Origin of the sequence: Pseudorhodoferax sp. LjRoot39 (assembly GCF_964253035.1) — a bacterium.
In the GTDB taxonomy this organism is placed as follows: domain Bacteria; phylum Pseudomonadota; class Gammaproteobacteria; order Burkholderiales; family Burkholderiaceae_C; genus Pseudorhodoferax.
On record NZ_CAXUQL020000002.1, the window covers coordinates 307,688 to 324,113 of the forward strand.

18 protein-coding genes and 1 pseudogene are annotated in these 16,426 nt (G+C 63.9%); 9 read left to right on the forward strand and 10 right to left on the reverse strand.

Annotated elements, in window-relative coordinates:
* Positions 1–417 precede the first annotated feature (417 nt).
* Positions 418–1,830 (forward strand): YncE family protein, encoded by a 1,413-nt coding sequence (locus ACSQ4M_RS36645; protein ID WP_436194271.1) that lies wholly within the window; start codon positions 418–420, stop codon positions 1,828–1,830.
* 44 nt (positions 1,831–1,874) lie between these two features.
* Here ACSQ4M_RS36645 and cadR (ACSQ4M_RS36650) read toward each other — a convergent pair whose 3' ends face one another.
* On the reverse strand, positions 1,875–2,327 hold the full coding sequence (gene cadR, locus ACSQ4M_RS36650) for a Cd(II)/Pb(II)-responsive transcriptional regulator (protein ID WP_436194270.1): 453 nt from the start codon (positions 2,325–2,327) through the stop codon (positions 1,875–1,877).
* 137 nt (positions 2,328–2,464) lie between these two features.
* Between cadR (ACSQ4M_RS36650) and ACSQ4M_RS36655 the strand changes: the two genes are divergently transcribed.
* The 5 genes and pseudogenes from ACSQ4M_RS36655 to ACSQ4M_RS36675 all read left to right on the forward strand — a co-directional run bounded on the left by ACSQ4M_RS36655 (position 2,465) and on the right by ACSQ4M_RS36675 (position 8,454).
* On the forward strand, positions 2,465–4,447 hold the full coding sequence (locus tag ACSQ4M_RS36655) for a heavy metal translocating P-type ATPase (protein WP_436194419.1): 1,983 nt from the start codon (positions 2,465–2,467) through the stop codon (positions 4,445–4,447).
* Positions 4,448–4,478: 31 nt separating this feature from the next.
* Entirely contained in the window at positions 4,479–5,438 is a 960-nt protein-coding gene (locus tag ACSQ4M_RS36660) for an IS5 family transposase (RefSeq protein ID WP_436194420.1), read from the forward strand.
* Between the two features lie 136 nt (positions 5,439–5,574).
* Positions 5,575–6,141: pseudogene (locus ACSQ4M_RS36665) on the forward strand (HAD-IC family P-type ATPase); the annotation flags it as partial.
* 320 nt (positions 6,142–6,461) lie between these two features.
* Complete coding sequence (locus tag ACSQ4M_RS36670; RefSeq protein WP_436194421.1) at positions 6,462–7,442, forward strand: arsenic resistance protein; 981 nt, start codon at positions 6,462–6,464, stop codon at positions 7,440–7,442.
* A 64-nt stretch (positions 7,443–7,506) separates the two neighbouring features.
* Positions 7,507–8,454, forward strand: coding sequence for a succinylglutamate desuccinylase (locus ACSQ4M_RS36675; RefSeq protein ID WP_436194422.1), 948 nt, complete (start codon positions 7,507–7,509; stop codon positions 8,452–8,454).
* A gap of 154 nt (positions 8,455–8,608) precedes the next feature.
* Here ACSQ4M_RS36675 and ACSQ4M_RS36680 read toward each other — a convergent pair whose 3' ends face one another.
* Positions 8,609–8,908, reverse strand: coding sequence for a hypothetical protein (locus ACSQ4M_RS36680; protein WP_436194423.1), 300 nt, complete (start codon positions 8,906–8,908; stop codon positions 8,609–8,611).
* A gap of 264 nt (positions 8,909–9,172) precedes the next feature.
* Here ACSQ4M_RS36680 and ACSQ4M_RS36685 point away from each other — a divergent pair, with 264 nt between their 5' ends.
* From ACSQ4M_RS36685 to ACSQ4M_RS36695, 3 genes are read left to right on the forward strand one after another with little or no spacing between them, the layout of a single operon-like run.
* Positions 9,173–9,811, forward strand: coding sequence for a thiol:disulfide interchange protein DsbA/DsbL (locus ACSQ4M_RS36685; RefSeq protein ID WP_436194424.1), 639 nt, complete (start codon positions 9,173–9,175; stop codon positions 9,809–9,811).
* An 8-nt stretch (positions 9,812–9,819) separates the two neighbouring features.
* Positions 9,820–10,431: a cation transporter gene (locus ACSQ4M_RS36690; protein WP_436194425.1), complete on the forward strand. Its 612-nt coding sequence runs from the start codon at positions 9,820–9,822 to the stop codon at positions 10,429–10,431.
* Positions 10,428–10,922 (forward strand): TlpA disulfide reductase family protein, encoded by a 495-nt coding sequence (locus ACSQ4M_RS36695; protein WP_436194426.1) that lies wholly within the window; start codon positions 10,428–10,430, stop codon positions 10,920–10,922. Before ACSQ4M_RS36690 ends, ACSQ4M_RS36695 begins: the two co-directional genes overlap by 4 nt.
* A gap of 35 nt (positions 10,923–10,957) precedes the next feature.
* Here the strand turns inward: ACSQ4M_RS36695 and ACSQ4M_RS36700 are convergent, their stop codons facing one another.
* The 8 genes from ACSQ4M_RS36700 to ACSQ4M_RS36735 form a co-directional block, all read right to left on the reverse strand.
* Positions 10,958–11,623, reverse strand: a complete 666-nt coding sequence (locus tag ACSQ4M_RS36700; protein ID WP_436194427.1) for a DsbA family protein — start codon at positions 11,621–11,623, stop codon at positions 10,958–10,960.
* On the reverse strand, positions 11,620–12,057 hold the full coding sequence (locus ACSQ4M_RS36705) for a disulfide bond formation protein B (RefSeq protein ID WP_436194428.1): 438 nt from the start codon (positions 12,055–12,057) through the stop codon (positions 11,620–11,622). The genes ACSQ4M_RS36700 and ACSQ4M_RS36705 overlap by 4 nt, the downstream gene beginning before the upstream one ends.
* 20 nt (positions 12,058–12,077) lie before the next feature.
* Positions 12,078–12,689: a TlpA family protein disulfide reductase gene (locus ACSQ4M_RS36710; protein WP_436194429.1), complete on the reverse strand. Its 612-nt coding sequence runs from the start codon at positions 12,687–12,689 to the stop codon at positions 12,078–12,080.
* A gap of 33 nt (positions 12,690–12,722) precedes the next feature.
* The gene (cadR, locus tag ACSQ4M_RS36715; RefSeq protein WP_436194430.1) at positions 12,723–13,190 is read right to left on the reverse strand and encodes a Cd(II)/Pb(II)-responsive transcriptional regulator; all 468 of its coding nucleotides are present in this window, start codon (positions 13,188–13,190) and stop codon (positions 12,723–12,725) included.
* A gap of 119 nt (positions 13,191–13,309) precedes the next feature.
* Positions 13,310–13,810, reverse strand: a complete 501-nt coding sequence (gene lspA / locus ACSQ4M_RS36720; protein WP_436194431.1) for a signal peptidase II — start codon at positions 13,808–13,810, stop codon at positions 13,310–13,312.
* A complete protein-coding gene (locus tag ACSQ4M_RS36725) occupies positions 13,810–15,231 on the reverse strand; it encodes a TRAP transporter large permease (protein ID WP_436194432.1) in 1,422 nt (473 codons plus the stop codon). The genes lspA and ACSQ4M_RS36725 overlap by 1 nt, the downstream gene beginning before the upstream one ends.
* On the reverse strand, positions 15,228–15,800 hold the full coding sequence (locus ACSQ4M_RS36730; RefSeq protein ID WP_436194433.1) for a TRAP transporter small permease subunit: 573 nt from the start codon (positions 15,798–15,800) through the stop codon (positions 15,228–15,230). The genes ACSQ4M_RS36725 and ACSQ4M_RS36730 overlap by 4 nt, the downstream gene beginning before the upstream one ends.
* Entirely contained in the window at positions 15,797–16,405 is a 609-nt protein-coding gene (locus tag ACSQ4M_RS36735) for a phosphatase PAP2 family protein (protein ID WP_436194434.1), read from the reverse strand. The genes ACSQ4M_RS36730 and ACSQ4M_RS36735 overlap by 4 nt, the downstream gene beginning before the upstream one ends.
* Positions 16,406–16,426 lie beyond the last annotated feature (21 nt).

Sequence of the window (16,426 nt, forward strand, 5' to 3'; positions counted from 1 at the left end):
ACCACGCGGCAAGCACACGTCCCTTACGGGATGAAACATCCAGCGCACGCTACCCCAAGTCAATTTACATATCGTGCAGAACAGCTTGCTTCGGCAACGCGGCAACATGTGTTGCAAGCACATTCGCCATTGCATCATCCCGTCAACCAGCACGCAACGGTCGTTGTAGCCCGCCGACATCTCGCCATCGACTGGCCAAGGAAGATCAGGCTGCTCCAGAACACGACGACAACAGAAATTCGCTTGCGCACCCAAAATGATGTGTATGGCGCGCAGGCCGCCTGCTTCCTACTTTCGTCGACATGGCCTCACAGCAAGTCGTGAGAACGATTCTTCTTCAGTGCGTTGACATAGGATTAGTGGTTTTGCCAGCAAGCCTCCGGCGCTATTGACTTCGTACCTATCCCTCAACGTCGCATGAACACTGCAAATCGACCCTACCTCACCCGCCCCCCATGGTCCGCAAGCGCGCTCATCGCGCTGACTTTAATGTTGGGCGCCTGTGCTGCCAGCCCTCAGTTCCAGGAACCGGCGGCGAAATTCCAGGGCCGCATCAGTGTGGTCGATACCCCCCAGGTCATCCCTGGCGCCCCGGTCAAGATCGCTGGCCGCGGCTTCGTGCCTGGCCAGCAGGTGCAGTTGACCTATGCGGGGACCGCATTGGGCGCGCCGGCGACGGCAGATGCTGAGGGCAACTTCCGCACGGAGTTCGCAATACCCGGCGACGCACCGCCTGGGCAACACCCCGTGGTCGTCAACGCAACGCGGCCCGTGGCTGCGGTCGTCCATCCCTTGAAGGTATCGCCCAACGTCCCGCTGTCCGGCCAAGAGCAGTTCAACGTGACGTCCCAGCCGCTTGTCCAAGGCCTGTACCAGGTCGCCTACAGCGCACGCAACGACCGGTTGTATGTCACCTCTGCCGTGGGCCGCCCGCCGGTCACGCAGTCGGCTCTGCTCAAGGTCCATCCTCAGACTCTTGCCATCGAAGCACGAGCCACCCCGAAGGAGGTGCCTCAGCAAGCCGGCCAGCAGCGCGCACCGGGCGTGTTCGCCGTCTACGGCGTTGCAGTGGACGATGCGAACGACACCTTGTGGGTGACGAACACGCGCCAGGACACCGTAGCGGTGTACCGTCAGGCGGACCTTTCGCTGGTCAAGCAGTTCGAGGTCGGCAGTGTTGCGCACTCCCGCGACGTCGTGGTCGATGCCGCACGCGGCAAGGCCTTTGCGTCTGCCGCCGGCGCCCCGTTGATCAAGGTGTTCGACACCAAGACGCTGCAACCGCTGCCCGACATCAAACTGGAAACCACGGTGAAAGGGCCGGACGCCAAGCCGTTCTCGCCGTTCAGCCTGGCCTTCGATGCACCGACCGGCAAGCTCTACACCGTCAGCCTGAACAGTGCGGAGGTGGCCGTGATCGACACGACCAGCGGGCGGGTCGAAAAAGTCTTCGTCGTGGACAGTGCGCAATCGACCATCGGTGTGGCCTACGACCCGAAAACCCGGCGCCTCTTCGTGGCTGCACAAGGCAGCGACAACCTTCTGATCGTGGACCCAGCTACCGGCAAGACCCTGCACAACGTGCTCGTGGGCGCGGGAACGCACAACGTCGCCGTGGATTCCGCCCGTGGTCAGGTGTACGTGTCGAACAGGGGCGCGGGAACTGTCACCGTCGTGAGCGTGGACGGCAAGATCATCGCCAACCTGCCTGGTGGAACCTTCCCGAACCACGTGGCCGGCGATGGCAAAGGCACTTTCTACGCCATCAACAAGTCCAGGGGCGCCGACGATCCGCAGGGCGACCGCATCACGCGCATTGCCCCGCGTTGACCGTCGAGGCGACAGGCTTCCGGGCCAGGTGCGTGGGCTGCCGATCAGTGGCCATGCACCGAACGCAGATGCCGCGCCTCGGCGGTTGCGATGCCGGCTTCACCAGCAGCCTCGCTGAGCCCGGCGAGGATGCCGCACTGCTTTGAGGTTTGCTGGTCCTGACAACGACGACGCAACTCCTTGAGGTGCCGCTCTAGCGAGCGCAGCTCGGCGATGCGGGTGCTGACATGGCCGATGTGCTCGTCCAAAAGTGCATTGACGTCCCCACAATCGGCCGCAGGGTCGTCCTTGATGTTGAGAAGCGCGCGCACTTCCCCCAGGGACATGTCCAGTGTCCGGCAGTAGCGGATGAACTGAAGCCTTTCCAAGTGCGCCTCTTCGTACGCCCGGAAATTTCCCGCCGTACGTGACGGGGCCGGCAACAGGCCTTCGCGCTCGTAGTAGCGAATCGTCTCGATCTGGGTGGCCGTGGCACGTGCCAGTTCGCCGATTTTCATGCTGCACTCCTCGTTGCGACCAATTCTGTAGCTGCTACAGAATTTGACAGGCCAGACAGGCATGTACCTTGGACGACAGAAGGGGCTTGACCCTGTAGTGGGTACAGGGATTCAAATCGGAGGCAAAGGAAGATCCAATGTCTACGTCAGAAACGCTTCAGCGACCCACTGATCCCGCCCATGGGGCCTGCGGCTGCGCCAGTACCTGCGCCGCGCTACAGCCTGCACGCACGCTGCGCGTGCCCGATATGTGTTGCAAGAACGAAGAGAAGCCGATCCGACTTGCGCTTGAGAATCTGGCCGGCGTCAAGGCATTGAACGTCGATCTGCCGGAGCACACGATCACGTTTCAAGCTTCGGACGCGGCGTGGGCCGAGGCCGTGGCGGCCGTGAACAAGCTGGGGTTCGCCACCGAACCCGCGTTGCCTGCGGCGGCCGGTGACTGCTGCGGGTCAGCCTGTGCCGCACCGATAGCGCTTGCGCCGCCCATGCGCAAGGAAGAGCCGTTGTCCAAAGCTGCGCCGTCATCCGACGGAGCACTGATGTTGCGCATTCCAGAGATGGACTGCGCATCGGAAGAAGGCCAGATTCGGCGCGCGCTCGAAGGTTTTCCACAAGTCAAACGACTGCGGTTCGATCTTCCCGCACGTCTGCTGTCGGTCGATGTTCCAGCGCAGACCTGGGGCGCTGTTGTCGCAGCTATCGCGAAGCTCGGGTTCACGCCCGAGCAGCTTTCTGCACCGCCTGCGGCGGAGGACACCGCGAAGGCTCAGCGCGTCGAGTTGGCTCGGCTTCTTGCTGCGCTGGGCGTCGCGGTCTTGGCCGAAGTATTGCACTTGGTTTTTCCTGACACCTTGCCCTGGCGTGTCGCTGGGATGGCTGTGGCTGGCGGTGCCATCGCGTTGTCAGGGTTGACGGTGTTCAAGAAGGGCTTGTCTTCGTTGCTTCGCGGGCAGTTGAACATCAACGCGTTGATGAGCGCGGCCGTCGTCGGCGCCTTTCTCATTGGCCAATGGCCAGAGGCGGCGATGGTGATGGCGCTGTACTCCTTGGCTGAACTCATCGAAGCGCGCTCTGTCGAGCGCGCCCGCAATGCCATCGCCGGCCTGCTCGCGCTGTCGCCATCGCGGGCGGAGATCCGCCAGCCAGATGGAACATGGGTATCGACTCAGGCCAGTGAGATCGCGGTTGGCGCGGTCGCCCGCGTCAAGCCCGGTGAACGAATTGCCTTGGATGGCCGTGTCACCTCCGGCCATGGGGCGGTTGATCAATCACCCGTCACCGGTGAGAGCATTCCAGTGGACAAAGTGCCAGGCGATGACGTCTTTGCCGGCACCATCAACCAGAGCGGTGCGCTGGAGTTTGAAGTCACGAAACCCGCCAGCGACACCGTGTTGGCACGCATCATCCACGCTGTCGAAGAGGCCCAGAGCCAGCGCGCGCCCACGCAGCGCATCGTGGACAAGTTCGCGGCGATCTACACGCCGGCCGTGTTCGTGCTGGCGGTCGCAGTAGCTGTCGGCATGCCTCTTGTTGCCGGCTGGCCGTGGCTTGAGGCGGTCTACAAGGCGCTGGTGTTGTTGGTGATCGCGTGCCCGTGCGCCCTCGTGATTTCCACGCCGGTGACTGTGGTCAGTGGCTTGGCCGCAGCGGCTCGGCGTGGCATTCTGATCAAGGGCGGCGTCTACCTGGAACAAGCACGCAAGCTGACCGTGCTCGGTCTGGACAAGACGGGCACGCTCACGGAGGGCAAGCCCAAACTGGTCGCGCATCGTGTCCTGGCGAGCGACGTTGCAGACGACCGGGCACGTCTCATTGCATTGAGCTTGGCAGAGCGCTCGGACCATCCGGTGTCTCGGGCGGTCGCCGCTGGCCTGAAAGGCTCGGCAGTCGAGGTCCAGGACTTCGGTGCGGAACTGGGCCGTGGCGTTCACGGCTCCCTCGATGGACGCAAGTACATCTTGGGCAACCATCGGTGGTTGCATGAACGTGGTCTGTGCTCGCCTGAGATCGAAGCGCTGATGAAAGAACACGAGGCCCAAGGACGCACGCTGTCCGTGCTTGCAGACGATGACCGCGCCCTAGGGAAGGTCTGCGTAAATGGCGCCTCGATGTGCTGATTGGTACGAGTGCGCGAAGACAATCGACACCATGAAGCAAGCCGACCTGGGCCTGAATCTGACGACCAAACGCACACGCAAACGCGAGTTCCTGGCAGAGATGGAGCGTGTGGTGCCGTGGGCAGCCTTGGTGGCCTTGATCACGCCGTACGCGCCGGAGGGCAAACGCGGTCGCCCGCCGTTTGCCGTGGAGACGATGCTGCGCATCCACTTCATGCAGCAATGGTTCACGCTGAGCGATCCGGCCATGGAAGAGTCGCTGCACGACGTACCGCTGTTCCGCGAGTTCGCAGGCCTGAACTGGGACACCGCGCTGCCCGACGAGACCACGATCCTGCGGTTCCGCCGGCTGTTGGAAGAGCACAAGCTTGCCCCGCAGATCCTGGCACTGGTCAACGAATTGCTGGGTGCCAAGGGCTTGATGCTGCGTGCCGGCACCGTGGTGGACGCCACGCTGATCGCTGCGCCCAGCTCGACCAAGAACGCCTCGGGCGGACGCGACCCACAGATGAAGCAGAGCAAGAAGGGCAACCAGTGGTACTTCGGCATGAAGGCCCACATCGGCGTGGATGCGAACTCGGGCCTGGTGCACACGGTGCGCGGCACAGCGGGCAGTGTCAACGACGTGACCGAGGCCAACACGCTGCTGCACGGCCAGGAGAGCGACGCTTGGGGTGATGCTGGCTACCAGGGGGCCAGCAAGCGAGCTGACGCTCGGGACGGCGTGCGCTGGAATATCGCCATGCGCCCGGGCAAGCGCAAGCTGTTGGACAAGACCCATCTGATCGATGACCTGACCGATCAGCTTGAGCGCCTCAAGGCCAGCATCCGGGCCAAGGTCGAGCACCCGTTCCGCGTGATCAAGCGCCAGTTCGGCCACGTCAAGGTGCGCTACCGGGGGCTGCTCAAGAACACCGCGCAGTTGCACACCCTGTTCGCACTGTCCAACCTGTGGATGGTGCGGCGAACTTTGATCGGCGTGCAGGCATGAGTGCGCCTGTAGTGGGCCAAACGGTCTGCCAGCAGTTCGAAAGCGCCCGAAGATTGGTCGCAACGCGGTCCGATATTTCGAATCGACGCGAGCGGGTGGCATCAGCACATCGGCAAGCGGTTAAAGCAGAGCTTCCCTAGCGCTCTTTGCCGTTGCCGACACCACCAAGGAATCGAGCAAGCAGGCCGTGGCCGAGCTGAAGGCACTGGGGGTGCGGCCGGTCATGCTCACAGGAGACAACGCAACCACGGCGCAGGCCATTGCCAAGCTGGTCGGCATCGACGACGTGCGCGCGAACCTGTTGCCTGAGGACAAGCAAAAGATCGTGGCGGAGCTTCGCGGTTCAAACGATCAGGTCGGGATGGTTGGCGACGGCGTGAACGACAGTCCCTCACTGGCTGCGGCAGAGGTCGGCTTTTCGATGGGTGCAGCAGGTACGGATACCGCCAAGGAAGCTGCAGATGTGCTCATCATGAACGATGACCTGCGCAAGGTTCCCGAAACCATTCGGCTGTCCAAAAAGACCTATGCCGTGCTGTGGCAAAACATCGTGCTTGCGCTCGGCCTCAAGGCGGTCTTCCTTGCGTTGGCGGTGTTCGGGAACGCGACGATGTGGATGGCAGTTTTTGCCGACATGGGCGCCAGTCTGCTCGTGGTGTTCAACGGGCTGCGCTTGCTGCGAGGCGTTCGCCAGTCAGCCTGAGCACGCCCCGGAGGTGGCCAGTGCTCATGGGCTTGTGCGGATCGGGGCGGACGAGGTGGTTTCGCCCATGCGAAACTCTGAGCAGCACCGGGTGACCGTTTCGTGCAGGCGTCCTGGCCTACCTGGTCATCTCGGGGGAGTCGGAAACGCCCTTCCTGCTGGAACGCCGCGAGCCCCTGAGGCTGGCCGACTTCGAGCTGGCCACTGAACTCATCAGCGAGTGGCGACTGGCGCGCTACTACGGCAAAAATGCAAGCTGCTGGACCTGGCTTTGCAGGCGAGGAACCTGGACGCACACTGAGGCTACACCGCTCGCACGCATGACCCTTGTATCCCTGCGCTCCCTTCTCGAAGCCCGCCAGGTCGCGATCTACTTCGCCGCCGTGGCGCTCGCCGGACTTGTGGCCTGGCAGTGGCCGGCATCGACAGCGATGGCGCCTGCCGTCAATCCGCTGTTGGCGTTCATGCTGTTCGTCACGTTCCTGCAGGTGCCGCTGACCGAGCTGCGGCGTGCGCTGTCGAACGTGCGGTTCCTCGGCGTGCTGCTGCTGGCCAATTTCGTCGCGGTGCCAGTGCTGGTGGCCGTGCTGCTGCCCTGGGTGCCGCAAGACCCGCTGCTGCGGGTCGGGGTGCTGCTGGTGTTGCTGACGCCGTGCATCGACTACGTGGTGACCTTCGCTCATCTGGGCAAGGCCGACGCGAAGCCGCTGCTGGCCTCCACACCGCTGCTGCTGGCTGCACAGATGGTGCTGCTGCCGGTCTATCTGAGCCTGTTCATGGGCGATGCAGCCGCAGGCCTCGTGCAGTGGGAGCCGTTCGTTCACGCCTTCATCTGGCTGATCGCGGTACCGCTGTCGCTGGCGGCCGTGTGCCAGGCCTGGGCCGCGCGTTTGGCGACGGGTGAGCGCGTCGTTGGATGGCTCGGGCTGCTGCCGGTGCCGGCCACGGCGGCCGTGCTATTCGTGGTGGTGGCGTCCGTCGCACCGCAGCTCGGCCTGGCGCTCGATGCCGTTCGCCAGGTCGCCGCGGTCTACGTGGTGTTCGCCATCGCGGCCCCGGTGCTCGGCTGGTGTGTGGCTCGCATGTGCCGGCTGCCTGCAGACCAAGGCCGCGCCGTGGCGTTCAGCTCAGCCACGCGCAATTCGTTGGTGGTCCTGCCGCTGGGCCTCGCCATCCCCGGTGCGGTGCCGTGGGTGCCCGCCGTGATCGTGACGCAGACGCTGGTGGAACTGGTCAGTGAACTGGTCTACGTGAAGGTGGCCCCCAACTTGGGCGCAAAGGCCGTTCGGCAGGCTTCATAGTCCACGTCCGGCGGACACTGAGCGCTACAGTGGCTTCAGACCAATGACAACAAGCCCGTGCCCCATGGTGAATTTCAAGTCTGTCGAATACGCATCCCGCAAGGACGGCGTTCGCCTGCTCGTTCTCGGCGCGGTGCATGGCAACGAAGTCTGCGGCACTGCGGCCATCCACAAGCTGATGGGCGAGCTGGACCGGGGCGCTGTGGCGCTGTCGGCCGGCTGTTTGACGCTAGTCCCCATCACGAACTCCCTCGCGCACGCGCGCGGCACCCGGTCCGGCGACAGGAACCTGAACCGTGGCCTACGGCCCACCACGGCGCCGGCAGACAACGAGGACCACATTGCAAACTGGCTGTGCCCGCTGCTGGCCCGGCACGATGTGCTGCTCGATCTGCACTCGTTTCGAGGTAATGGCAAGCCGTTCGTGTTCATCGGCCCGCCCAACAACGACGGGGCGATTGAGCCGTTCCGCTTCGCGGCCGAAGAAGAAGGCCTGGCCGCGCGCCTGGGCGAGCATCGCGTCGTAGACGGATGGCTGTCCACCTACGCGGGCGGCGTCGCGCGGCGGCGCGGCCAAGCAACAACCGGCGCACCTGGCATCGACGACGCGCTCTATGGCATCGGGACCACCGAGTACATGCGCTCTGTTGGCGGCTGGGGGATGACGCTGGAGTGCGGCTTCCATGACGACCCGAGCGCCGAGCACGTCGCCTACCGGGCCATCCGCAACGCCTTGGCGCACCTTCGGCTGACCGACGAGGACCAGCCCCAGCCCGTCGCGAACATGGAGTGCCTGCAACTGTGCGAGGTCATCGACCGACAGGATGCCGGCGACCGCTTCGTTCAACCGTGGACAAGCTTCGAGCCCGTGATGCAGGGCCAGGTGATCGCCGAGCGTGCCAACGGTGAGAAGGTCGTTTCACCGTTCGACGGGTGCATTGTGTTTCCCAATTCCGATGCAGCCCTCGGGACGGAGTGGTTCTACCTGGGCAGGACGAGCAGCAGGCTCTGACATCCGCCTGGTACAACCTGATTCTCGACCCATCAACGCCGTCTTGCCGGGCTCGACACCTCTGCTGTGGTCGGAAACTCGACCGGAAAAGCGAAAAAGCGTTAGTACGGCGACAGCGTTGATTTCGCGTGGAAATTCCGCTGCTAACTGTTAGCTACGCTCTAAAAGCGTTATCGCAGCCCGGCCGTTCCTCATCGAAGGAGGCCGGCACGCCTGCGGGCCGGCAGTGGTAGCGCATGGGCACGGTGACCGGCTGACCGTCCTGCACGATCACGACAGGTGCGTAGGTGCCCGGGTAGATGCGCGCACCGCTTCCCTCGACCTCGCCGGCCATGGCCTTGCGGTAGCTGTCGATCTTCTTGAGCGCGATCCGCTGACTTTCGGCCGCTGTCTTCGTCGGCTTCACGGCCAGCTTGCGTTCCGCTTCCGCAAGGCGTTTGCGTTGCTCGAACATGGCTTGTTGCAGCCGGGTGGCCTCGGCCTCCCGGTGCCGGCGGACCAGCTCGGCAATGGCCTGTTCCTCGACCGTGGTGCCAGCCAGGAAGGGGTGATCTCAGTTTCGCTGCAGGATTTCCCGGTTCGAATGTCGGGAAGCCCCTAGCATCGATCTATTGACTGCCAGACGCATGGCGCTGGCTTGACTCTCTACCGGCTTCAGGGTTTCAAATCTGCAGCCTCCGGCTGTAGGCCGCCGTGCAAGACAATATCCAGTATCGCCATGACCACTCGCCGCCACTTTTCCGCTATCGCCTTGACTTCACTTGCCGGCGGGCCTCTTGCCGCCTTTGCTCAGGAAAAGCCGCTGGAAGGCAAACACTATGTGACCCTTTCGACGCGCCAACCCACCCGCGATGTCAAGAAGGTCGAAGTCCTGGAATTCTTTGCTTACAGTTGTTCGCACTGCCACGCCTTCGAACCTGCACTTGATGCCTGGCAGAAACGGCTGCCTCCCGACGTCCTGTTCCGTCGCATTCCCGTGGCGTTCCGCGACGACCTGGTGATCCACCAGAAGCTGTACTTCGCCATTGAAGCGCTGGGTCTGGTCGAGCGCCTGCATGCCAAGGTCTTCCTGGCGATTCATTCGGACCGTCATCGCCTCGGTACCGCCGAAGAGATCGGCGCTTTCGTCGCCAAGAATGGCGTGGAGTCTGCCCGCTTTGTCGAAACAATGAACTCGTTCAGTGTCGCGGGGAAGGCCAAGCAAGCAACGCAATTGACCGCCGGCTACAACATCGAAGGCACACCCTCTCTTGGAGTTGACGGCCGTTGGCTGACGTCCGGCTCGCTGGCCGGGTCCAACGCAAGCTCGCTTGCGGTCGCCGACTACCTTGTCGGGCTGGCGAAGAAGTTCGGTTGACGACTGGCATGGACGATGACGACGGCCTGGAGGGCCTTGATCAGAGCAACGCGAGAGACCGGGGCATCCTGCGTGCGGTCCTCGCGATCAACCTGGCCCAGAGTGCTTTGGGCTTCGGCGTCGGGACATGGGCATCGTCCACTGCGCTCATCGGCGCCGCGCTGGACAACCTCGCCGACGCGTCCGTCTATGCCGTGGGCATCTACGCGGTCGGCCGTTCGGTTCGCGCCAAGGTCGCTGCGGCGCGCTTGTCCGGCTGGCTGCTGATCGGTCTGTCGGTGATGCTGCTGGTGGAAGTCATCCGGCGCTTTCTGGGGGCCGAAGAGCCAGTCGGGCCGGCGATGATGGTCATGGCCGGCGTGAACGCTGGCATCAACGTCTTCTGCCTGCGCCTGCTGCGCCGCCATCGGGGCCAGGACGTGAACTTCAAGGCCTCATCGATCTTCACGACCAACGACTCGATCGTGAACCTGGCGATCCTCATGGCGGGCATCCTGGTCATGTGGTTCGGCTCCAACCTTCCCGACCTGATCCTGGGCGTCATCGTGGCCGGCATCGCGGCCAACGGCGGCCGGGAGATTCTTGAGGAAGCCTCCAAAGCGGCAGCCAAGGGCCCATGAAGAAGGTGCACATTCTGATCGGCGCGATGGCTTTGGGGCTGTCGCTCGCCGTCTACTTGAGCCTCGGTTCCTCGACGGCGCCACAGTCGACGTTTGTACTGCTCGACGGAAGCTCGAAAAAGACGTCGGATTTCGTGGGCAAGGTCGCGCTGGTCAATTTCTGGGCGACCAGCTGCACCACTTGCGTGGCTGAGATGCCGATGATTGTCCGAACCCACGAGAAGTACGCGCCGCGCGGCTACGAGACGGTCGCGATCGCCATGAGCTACGACCCTCCGGCCTACGTGGTGAACTTCGCCCAGACACGAAAGCTGCCCTTCCTGGTCGCCATCGACAACACCGGCACTGTGGCAAAGGCGTGGGGCGACGTGAACGTGACGCCTACGACCTACCTTGTGAACAAGCGCGGAGAGATCGTGAAGCGCTACGTCGGCCAGCCCGATTTCGCCGAGCTTCACAAGCTGATCGAAAAACTCCTGGCCGAAAGCTGAAAGGACTTGGGGCCGTGCACAAGCGCAGAGCCGGCCTAATTGGCGCCAGCGCCGTAAGCGAGAGCGACTTCGTCTTCGACCAACGCCTTCAGTTGCTGATGGCCGAAGTCCTTCAACGGCCGGCCATTCACGAAGAAGCCCGGCGTGCGGGTGACGTTCAGTGCCGCAGCATCCGCAAGGTCCTGCTCAATGTTGGCGATGACCTGAGGGGAGGCGGCATCGTCGCGAGCCTTGATCATGTTCAGGCCTGTGCCGTCGACGATGGACCAGATCAGGTCGGGCCGGGGGTTGTGGTCAGCGCCCCAGGTCGATTGGTGTCTCAGCAATGCCTGTGTCACTGGCCAGAACATGCCTTGCAGCCGGGCGGCTTCCATCGCCTGCACGGCTTTGTCCGCGCCGGCGTGAAACGGCGCATACCGCATGACCAGCTGGACCCTTCCTTGTTGCGAGTCGACGAGATTCTTCACCAGGGGATAGAACGCACGACAGGTTTCGCACGCCGGGTCAAAGAACTCGACGATGCGTACCTTGGCATCAGCAGGGCCGTAGGTGGGCGAGTGCGGCCGATTGAACACCGAGTTGGGCTGGCGCGCGAGTTCGGCGAGCTTCCGGGCTTCCATGCGGTTGTACGCGACAGCCGCGACGGCGAAGACCAGAAGCAGCAGGATGGCCGGCACGGCCATGAGACGTTGTCTGTTCATTGGGGCGACTTCCTCGTTGCCGCGACGAGCAGCACAAGGATCAGGCTAAAGGCGAGCAGCGACATGAGGGGAATGGTCAGGAAGCCCGCCAGTTCCAGCTTCACGTCCGCGCAGGACAGGCCCCTGCCGCATGGCTGCATGCCTTTCGGGACAAAGCCCGTGTAGAGCAGGAAGTGGTAAAGCGCGATGAGCGTTCCGGCGCCGGCAAGGGGCAAGGCGTACCTGACGCTGTAGAGGTCCTGCTTATACAGCCCAATGGCCAGGATGGGAACGAGTGGAAACATGGCGATCCGCTGGTACCAGCACAGCACGCAGGGTTCCAGCCCCATGACTTCACTGAAAAACAGGCTGCCCACGCTCGAGGCGAGGCTGGCGAGCCAGCAGACGAGCAGGAGCGTCCATTGCCGGCGCGGCATGGCGTGGTCGTGGCGCATGGCATCGGGGTAAGCGGCGATCAGGTTGGCTCCTTGGTGATACTGTCAATGAGATTCAGGGCCGCAGGACCGTCCCAGGCCGCAGGTCCCACCGTGCGGCCGATCTCGCGACCCTTTGCGTCAATCAGCAATGTCGTCGGGACCGAGACCAGACCCAATGTACGAAGCGCGCCACCTTGATGGTCGGTGTAGCCGCGCAGCGTTTGCGCCTGGATAGCGCGCAGAAACGCCTGGCTCTTTTCCGGCGAGTCCAGCGAGAGGGCAACGACCTCGAACGTGGCGCTGCGGCGTTTGGCATTGAGGCGGTCCAGGGAGGGCATTTCCTCGCGGCACGGCGGACACCACGTCGCCCAGAGATTGAGCAGCACCATGCGACCGTGAAAGTCCTTCAGGCTGACCAACCGACCCTTCTCATCGTTGAAGGCCAGATGAGGGAGCTCTCGGGGTTGAGCCCAGCGGACGAACTTCGCGCCGTCCAGGTCGGCGGTGGTGTTTGCGCCGGAGGCGCTTGGCGCCTCGCTGACGGCCGGTGCCGGCTCCTGCGGCTTTTGCGCTTGTCGAAGAAGGAGCCCCAGCGCTGCCGATCCGATCACCAGCGCGGCCACCAATGCGATCTGGCTGCTTCTACGCATGCTCCTTGCTACCGATAGCCATGACGATCAGCTCTAGGCGCGAATCGAGCGCGGCGGCCGCCGTCCGGTCGCGGCATGCACGCCACCTCCATGAACCGCTCCCGGTTTCTGATGCTTCACCTTCTTCAGGCCGTCTAAAATTCCACACTCGGCCGCCACGCCGTCGCATTGCTCGCGCAGCGCCTTCAGCTCCTGCTGCAGGTGCCTGAGTTCGCGGATGCGCCGGGCCACATGCTCGATGTGTTCGTCCAGCACGTCGTTGATGGCGTGGCAGTTGTCGCGCGGTGCGTCCTGGAAGCGCAGCAGGGCGCGGATCTCATCGAGCGTCATGTCGAGTGAGCGGCAATGCCGGATGAAAGCCAGGCGCTCCAGGTGTTCCGCCTCATAGAGCCTGTAATTCCCCTCGGTTCGAGGCGGCTCGCGCAGCAGGCCTTCACGCTCGTAGAAGCGGATGGTTTCCGCCTGGGTCTCGGTGATTTTTGCGAGTTCGCCGATCTTCATGCACAACCCCGTCGATGAAACGCCATTGTGCCCCGACAGCCTTGTAGCAGCTTTAAGCTTCATTAATTCCCTTGCGCCAGACGGTATTGATCGTCCGAATCAGGTAGAACCCTTTCGCATCAGACGTCGTTTGAAGAGGAAGGTTTCGCGCTGCCCTGTCCGAGAAACGACGCCGCGATCAGAGCGGCGGCCCCTGCCGTGATCGCCATGTCGGCGATGTTGAACGCCGGCCAGTGCCTTCCGCCCAGGTGGAAGTCGAGGTAGTCGACCACCTGCCCGCGCACCGCCCGGTCGAAGGCGTTGCCGAGGGCGCCTCCCAGGATCAGGCTGTAGGCCAAGGCTTCGAGGCGCCTCACCGGCTTGGACAGCATCCATGCCAGCCAGATCGATGCAGCGAGCGCGATGGCCAGGAAGAACCAGCGCTGCCAGCCCCCGGCGCCGGCCAGGAAACTGAAGGCCGCACCCGGATTCAGTGCATGGACCAGGTTGAAGAACGGCGTCACTTCATGCGACCAGCCCAGCGGTGTGGTCGTGGCGATGGAGCTCTTGGCGGCCTGGTCGGCCGCCAGTACGACGAACGCGAAGGAATACCAGTGGGCTCTGCGGTTGGGATAGTTCATTACTTCATTTCAGGTTCGGGTACTTCGATGCTGGGCGCGGCGCTCGGCGCGTCCTCATGGGTCCGCAACGCCTTCTCCACTTCCTCATCGGAAATACGTTGCTGCGTCTGCTCGGTGCTCGCCAGTCCAGGAAAGGCCACCAGGATCGCGACCATCAGCATCTGGATGATCAGGAACGGAATCGCCCCCATGTAGATTTGCGAAGTCCGGACGCTAGCCGGCGCCACGCTGCGCAGGTTGTACAGCGCGATGCCGAACGGCGGGTGCATGAACGAGGTCTGCAGGATGACGGCGATCATCACGGTGAGCCACACCATGTCCACGCCCAGCTTGCGCGCCACGGGCGCGATCAACGGCACGACGATGAAGGCGATCTCGAAGAAGTCCAGGAAGAAGCCCAGCACGAAGATGCCCACGCTGATGAAGATCAGGAAGGGGAGCTGCCCCTCCGGCAGGTGGCTGAACAGGCTTTCGATCCAGACCTGGCCGTCGAAGCCGCGAAAAACCAGTGTGAAGAACGAGGCGCCCAGTAGCAGGAAGATCACGCTCGAGCAGAGCACTCCGGTGCTGGTGAGTGCCTGAGACAGCCGGCCATCTGCCAGCTTGCGTTTGGCGGCGCCGATCAGCAGCGCGCCGCACACACCGATGGCCCCTCCTTCGGTGGGAGTGGCCACCCCGAAGTAGATCGACGCCAGGATGGTGAGGATGAGCCCAAGGGGCACGCCCGCGGCGGCGGCTGCCTGCATCCAGACCCGGCCGCGCGAATGGTCCGCCGGCGGCAAGATGGCCGGGGCCAGCCGCGGGTAGGCCATCGCCGCGGCGAACACAAACAGCAGGTACAGGCCCACCAGAATGGCGCTGGGCAGCAAGGCGGCGTGAAAGATGTCGATCAGCGGAACCTCGACCTGTTCGGCCAGGACGATCAACACCAGGCTAGGCGGCAGCATCTGCGCCAGCGTGCCCGCGGCCGCGATGGAGCCCGTCGCGAGCCGCGCGTCGTAGCCGGCCTTGAGCATGGCCGGCAACGCGATCAGGCCCATGGCGATGACCGAAGCGGACACGAAACCCGTGATGGCGGAGAGCACGGCACCGACGATGATTGTGGCGTACAGCAGGCCTCCAGGCAGCCGGCCGAACAGGCGTCCCAGTGCCACCAGCATGTCTTCGGCTACACCGGTGCGCTCCAGGATCAGTCCCATGAGTACGAACAGGGGCACGGCCAGAAAGTTGTCGCTGTTGAATACGCCCTGCTCCCGCAGCGGCATCGCCAGCAGGAACGCCGCGTGGAATTGCCCGACAACGACACCCAGCACCCCGAATGCTGCGGCCACCGCCGCGAGCGAAAAGGCCACGGGAAACCCGGCTAGGAGGATCACCACCAGCGTGGTGAACATCAACGGTGCCAGCAGGTCGGGCGTCATGCGAAGCCGCGCCTGTCGGCGTGCTCGGCCGCGCGCGGCCGTGGCGCCGCTCCGGCCAGGAACGCGATGCAGCGCACAGCCTCCGCCAGGCCCTGCGCCGCAAGCGTCAGGAAGCCGAGCGGGATCATCCCTTTCATGATCCAGGCGGGAAACTGGCTCAGGCTTTCGCGGCTGGCGCGGGTCTCGCCGGTGACGTAGGACGTCACGAATTCCGGCCACGTGACCCAGACGGCAGCTAGGCACAGCGGCAGCAGCACTACTGCGATCCCCACCAGGTCCAGCCACGCCATCCCACGGGGCCCGAGATGCCCGGAGAACACGTCGATGCGCACGTGCTCGTCGCGTTTAAGGGTGTACGCGGCCATCAGCAGCACGGCCGCTGCGAAGAAGTGCGGCTGCACGTCGTACATCGAGGACGACGCCACACCGAAGAACTTGCGGCTGATTGCATTGCCCGCGATCAGCAATGCGTTGGCCAGCAAGCCCCAGCGTACGACCAGTGCGACTTGCCGGTTGACGCGGTCGATGTGATCAGCGCCGCGCAGGGCGAAGGCAAAGCCGGCATTCATCGCGCTGCTCCACCGGCCAGCGGAATACGCGGCGCGACCCGCCGGGCGAGAGGCCCAGCCGCCGCCACGCACACCCAACCCAGAACGAAGCCAGCCAGCACGTCGGCTGGGAAATGCGCCCCCAGCGCAATGCGCGACCAGCCCACACCCACCGCGAACACGAGCAGAGCGAATCTTGCAGGCCAGTTCAGAAGCGGCCAAAGCGCTGCGGCCAGCACCGCGACATAGGTGGAATGCCCGCTAGGCAGCGTGTAGTGGCTGTCGGGGGTACCCACGACGCGGAACACGCGGTCGCCCAGCGCGTTCCAAGGCCGGGGAAAGGCGAACGCCATCTTGGCCACGGCACCGGACGTCATCGCCAGCGCGAGGCCGACCAAGAATCTGCCGAGGGTCAGCCTGGCCGCCGCAAGCTCTTTGCCGGACAAGCTGCGGCACGTGAGCCAGAGCGTCGCGGCGGCGGCGGGTGCGCCCCAATAGCTGCCCAGCCAGGTCAGCGCCTCGGGTAGCCAGATCAGGCCATCGGGCAAGGCGCTGTTGATAGACAGGAAGATGTCCGCGTTGGCGCCGCCCCAGTCGTACAGCCAATGTCGCAGCCAGTCTCCCACGGATGGCGCAGCTTGCATGCG